Source organism: Ferrovibrio terrae (genome assembly GCF_943371255.1).
In the GTDB taxonomy this organism is placed as follows: Bacteria; Pseudomonadota; Alphaproteobacteria; order Ferrovibrionales; family Ferrovibrionaceae; genus Ferrovibrio; species Ferrovibrio terrae_B.
Genome location: NZ_CALRUC010000186.1, coordinates 1 through 4604 on the forward strand (window position 1 = coordinate 1; position 4604 = coordinate 4604).

At 63.7% G+C, this 4604-nt stretch carries 8 protein-coding genes; 3 read left to right on the top strand and 5 right to left on the bottom strand.

Going from position 1 to position 4604, the window contains the following annotated elements; translation table 11 throughout:
- Nucleotides 1-67: 67 nt before the first annotated feature.
- Genes AAG799_RS22365 through AAG799_RS22375 form a run of 3 tightly spaced genes read left to right on the top strand, consistent with a single transcriptional unit; the run spans nt 68 to nt 1389 of the window.
- A complete protein-coding gene (locus AAG799_RS22365) occupies nt 68-415 on the top strand; it encodes an NADH:ubiquinone oxidoreductase subunit NDUFA12 (RefSeq protein ID WP_341899292.1) in 348 nt (115 codons plus the stop codon).
- 27 nt (nt 416-442) lie between these two features.
- Nucleotides 443-952 (top strand): outer membrane lipid asymmetry maintenance protein MlaD, encoded by a 510-nt coding sequence (gene mlaD / locus AAG799_RS22370; protein WP_341899294.1) that lies wholly within the window; start codon nt 443-445, stop codon nt 950-952.
- Nucleotides 953-960: 8 nt separating this feature from the next.
- Entirely contained in the window at nt 961-1389 is a 429-nt protein-coding gene (locus AAG799_RS22375; protein ID WP_341899296.1) for a DUF2155 domain-containing protein, read from the top strand.
- Here the strand turns inward: AAG799_RS22375 and aat are convergent.
- The 5 genes from aat to AAG799_RS22400 all read right to left on the bottom strand — a co-directional run.
- Nucleotides 1326-1997: a leucyl/phenylalanyl-tRNA--protein transferase gene (gene aat / locus AAG799_RS22380; RefSeq protein WP_341899299.1), complete on the bottom strand. Its 672-nt coding sequence runs from the start codon at nt 1995-1997 to the stop codon at nt 1326-1328. The genes AAG799_RS22375 and aat overlap by 64 nt on opposite strands.
- Before the next feature lie 9 nt (nt 1998-2006).
- Nucleotides 2007-2465 carry a hypothetical protein gene (locus tag AAG799_RS22385; RefSeq protein WP_341899300.1) on the bottom strand — a complete coding sequence of 153 codons (459 nt, stop codon included), beginning with the start codon at nt 2463-2465 and terminating at the stop codon, nt 2007-2009.
- Between the two features lie 24 nt (nt 2466-2489).
- On the bottom strand, nt 2490-3833 hold the full coding sequence (accC, locus tag AAG799_RS22390) for an acetyl-CoA carboxylase biotin carboxylase subunit (protein WP_341899301.1): 1344 nt from the start codon (nt 3831-3833) through the stop codon (nt 2490-2492).
- Nucleotides 3834-3869: 36 nt separating this feature from the next.
- A complete protein-coding gene (gene accB / locus AAG799_RS22395) occupies nt 3870-4361 on the bottom strand; it encodes an acetyl-CoA carboxylase biotin carboxyl carrier protein (protein WP_341899302.1) in 492 nt (163 codons plus the stop codon).
- A gap of 39 nt (nt 4362-4400) precedes the next feature.
- Nucleotides 4401-4604: type II 3-dehydroquinate dehydratase (locus tag AAG799_RS22400; RefSeq protein ID WP_341899304.1), on the bottom strand; the 204-nt coding region annotated here is incomplete at its 5' end.

Sequence of the window (4604 nt, forward strand, 5' to 3'; positions counted from 1 at the left end):
CGCGCCTGTAATGCCATAGTCCGGCAGGATTTTTCGGCCGGATTCCCGGCCTGAGGGTGGCAGTCCCATGAGTCTGATCGGCACCAAGCTTTTCACCTGGTGGAAGGGCGAACTCGTCGGCACCGACGGGTTCGGCAATCGCTATTTCCGCACCAAGAGCGGCGCGGCCAAGAAGCGCTGGGTGCTCTACAACGGCAAGGCGGAAGCCTCCAAGGTGCCGCCGGAATGGCATGCCTGGCTGCATTACACCATCGATGACGCGCCGATCCATGGCGTCGAGCGCAAGCCCTGGGAGAAGGACCATCTGCCCAATCTCAGCGGCACGCCCTATGCCTACCGGCCGCAGGGCAGCGTCGCCAAGGGCGGCCAGCGTGCGGCGGCGACCGGCGACTATCAGGCCTGGCAGCCTGAATAACGGCAAGAGCAGGCAGGGGCGGCAGGCATGAACGGCAATCTGGTTGAGACGCTGATCGGCGCAGTGGTGCTGCTGGTCGCAGGCTTTTTCCTGGCCTTTGCCTACACCACCGGCGGCGTCGGCGGCGGGCGCATGAACGGCTATGAGCTGCAGGCGCGCTTCAACCGCGCTGATGGCCTGGTCACCGGCGGCGATGTGCGGCTCAGCGGCATCAAGATCGGCACCGTCACCAAGCAGGCGCTCGATCCCAAGACTTTTGATGCCATCGTCACCTTCAGTGTCGACAGCCGCTACCAGCTGCCCGACGACAGCGCGGTGAAGATCGCCTCCGAAGGACTGCTGGGCGGCAACTTCATCTCGGTCGAGCCGGGCGGCAGCAACACCGTGCTGAAGCCGGGGTCCGAGATCAAGTTCACGCAAGGGTCGGTCAACCTGATGGATCTGATCGGGCAGGCGATTTTCAGCGCCACCGGCGCCGGCAAGGACAAGTCCGGCGATGGCGGCGCCGAGCTGAGTCCGCTGCCCAAGGCGAACTGAAAGCTGCTGTGCTGCGTTTCCTGTGTCGCTGTCTGATGCTGTTGCCGGTGCTGTGGGCGCCGGCCGTGCTGGCGCAGCTTCCCGATGCCCAGCCGCAATACCCCTCCACGCCGATGCCGATTGCCGTGCTGCAGGGCCTGGATAAGATCACCGCGCGCATCTACACCTTCGAGGCCCCGGTGGACCAGACCATCGGCTTTGGCACGCTGAAGGTGACGGTGCGGGCCTGCCGCAAGCGCCCGCCGGAATATCCGCCGGAAAGCACCGCCTTCCTCGAGATTCTGGAACAGCGCCCCGAACAGCAGGCCATTGCCCTGTTTCAGGGCTGGATGTTTGCGTCCAGTCCGGGCCTCAACCCGCTGGAACACGCGGTCTACGATGTGTGGCTGATCGACTGCAAGACCAGTTCCGGCGGCGCATCGGCGCCCAGGCAGTAGAAATCCGCCCGGCGCGGCAGCGCGTCCATCAGCAGCTCCAGATAATCGTCGCGCTTCACCTCGATGGCGCCGAACTGCTTCAGGTGCTCGGTGACGAACTGCGTATCCAGCAGGGTGAAGCCGCCGGCGATCAGCCGGCCGACCAGATGCACCAGCGCGACCTTCGAGGCATCGGTGGCGCGGCTGAACATGCTCTCGCCGAAAAACGCCGCACCCAGCCGCACGCCATAGAGCCCGCCGACCATGCCACCGGACTCGTCATAGCATTCGACGCTGTGGGCAAAGCCTAAGCGATGCAGCTCGGTATAGGCGTCGCGGATGGTCTGGTTGATCCAGGTGTTGCCACGCTGCGGATGCGGCGTGGGCTCGGCGCAGGCGGCGATCACGCCGGCGAAGTCGGTGTCGATCCGCACGCTGAAGTCGCCGCGCCGCACCCTGCGGGCCAGCTTGTGCGGCACATGGAAATCATCGAGCGGCAGGATGCCGCGTTTGGTCGGATAGACCCAGAAATAGCCGGGATCATCGGCCGCGTCGGCCATCGGGAAATAGCCGCGGGCATAGGCCTGCAGCAGCAGTTCAGGCGTCAGCGGCTCGGGATGCGCGCTCATGGTACGGAACTAGGTCGCGTGCCGAAGAATTCCAAGGAGATCGATTGCCCGATTGTAATACGGTTCCAGGAAAGCAAGCTCCTGCGCAGGGTCATCGCTTGGTTCTCGTGCGGCTGCGCCGGCATACAGCGATGCAAGAGCAATGTCGCGTAGCTCGAACTCCTCAGGGCCACCCTGAAATTCGTAAAGTATTTCCTCTATCGCTGCCAGGGGCTTCTGAATGACAAGGAATTCTTCGTAGAGGTAGCAAAACCAGACTAGGAATAATCGGCCTCTCCAGTCATTTAAATCTCTCCCGAGAGAGGAAAAAACGTTGAAGGCTCTGGAGTTCAGAACAGGCTGAGACAGGTTGGCAATATCGGCGACGTATCCCAGCTTAATTGCCTGAGCTATCTCAGCCGACTGCAGCGCTTTCTTCAATGGGGCGTAATCGAGTGGCACTGGCGGCGCAGCAGTGAACTCAATCATGCATTCCCCGCGACCTCTGTCATTCTAGCCCTGGCGGGCGATAAACTCTTCCAGCCAGTGGATGTCATAGGCGCCGTTGACGAAATCGGGTTCGTTGATCAGCGCCAGATGCAGCGGGATCGTGGTCTCCAGACCGCCGATCACATATTCCTCCAGCGACCGGCGCAGGCGCATCAGGCATTCGTTGCGGCTGGTGCCATGCACGATCAGCTTGCCGATCAGCGAGTCATAATGCGGCGGAATCTGGTAGCCGGTGTAGAGCGCAGAGTCGACGCGCACGCCGAGCCCGCCAGGTGCATGGTAGTCGGTGACGCGGCCGGGCGAGGGCGCGAAGGTGCGCGGGTTCTCGGCGTTGATGCGGCATTCGATGGCGTGGCCGGAGAACTTGATGTCGTCCTGCGTGTAGCCGAGCGGCGCGCCGTTGGCGATGCGCAGCTGCTCGCGCACCAGATCGAGGCCGGTGATGGCTTCGGTGACCGGATGCTCCACCTGCAGGCGGGTGTTCATCTCGATGAAATAGAATTCGCCATTCTCGAACAGGAATTCGATGGTGCCGGCGCCGCGATAGTTCAGCTTGGAGATCGCCTTGGCGGCGATGTCGCCGATGGTCTTGCGCTGCGCGTCGTTCAGCGCCGGCGAGCGGGCCTCTTCGAGAACCTTCTGGTGGCGACGCTGCAGCGAGCAGTCGCGTTCGCCCAGATGCACGGCATTGCCCTGGCCGTCGCCGAAAATCTGGATCTCGATATGGCGCGGACGGGTGAGATACTTCTCGACATAGACCTGGTCGTTGCCGAACGCGTTGCGGGCTTCCGAGCGCGCCTGCTGCAGCGCCGTGCCGAATTCGGCCGGCGAACGCACCACCTTCATGCCGCGGCCGCCGCCGCCGGCGGTGGCCTTGATCAGCACGGGATAGCCCATGTCGGCGGCGAGCTTGAGCCCCTGCGCCTCGTCTTCCACCGCACCCTTGGAACCGGGCACGACCGGGATGCCAAGCTCACGCGCCGCTTCCTTGGCGGTGATCTTGTCGCCCATCAGCTTGATATGCTCGGGCGTCGGACCGATGAAGGTGATGCCATGCGCCTCGACGATCTCGGCGAATTTGGCATTCTCCGAGAGGAAGCCGTAGCCGGGATGGATCGCTTCGGCGCCGGTGATCTCGGCGGCCGAGATGATGGCCGGGATGTTCAGGTAGCTCTGGCTCGACGGCGGCGGGCCGATGCAGACGGACTCGTCGGCGATGCGCACATGCATGGCATCGGCATCGGCGGTGGAATGCACCGCCACGGTGCGGATGCCCATCTCGCGGCAGGCACGATGGATGCGGAGCGCGATTTCGCCGCGATTGGCAATCAGCACCTTCTCAAACATGATACGCGGCCCTGTTCTGTGTTGCTTGGGCTGACGTTATTCGATGATCAGCAGCGGCTGGCCGAATTCGACCGGCTGCTGATTCTCGATCAGGATACGCGCGACGCGACCACCCTTGGGCGCGGTGATCGGGTTCATGGTCTTCATGGCTTCGACGATCAGCACGGTCTGGCCGGCATTGACGCTGTCGCCGATCTTGATAAAGGCGGCGGCGCCCGGCTCCGGCGCGGTGTAGACGGTGCCGACCATCGGCGACTTCACGGCGCCCGGATGGCTGGCGTCGTCGCCGGCGGCCGGCGCGGCACCAGCGGCGGCAACGGCTGCGGCAGCAGCAGCAGCGGCGACCGGTGCGGCGGCATAGACCGGCGTGCCGGCCTTGGTGACGCGGACCTTCAGCGGGCCTTCGCTCCACTCGATCTCGGTCAGGCCGGTCTCGTTCAGCAGATCGGCGAGGTCGCGGATCATCTGCTGGTCGACCCGGCTGCTGCTGGCGGGCTTGGCGGCTTTATCCTTGGGCGCGGAGGCCATGCGCTACTCCTGTATTCTCAAATAGACAGACGAAAAGGTTCAGACGATATCGGCCAGCGCTTCGAGCGCCAGCACGTAACCCTTCGGCCCGAAACCGCAGATCATCCCCTTCGCCGCAAGCGAAACGTAGGAGTGATGGCGGAAGTTCTCGCGCCGGTGGATGTTGGACAGATGCACCTCGACGCAGGGCTTCTCGGCCGCATTGAGGGCATCGAGAATGGCGACCGAGGTGTGGGTATAGGC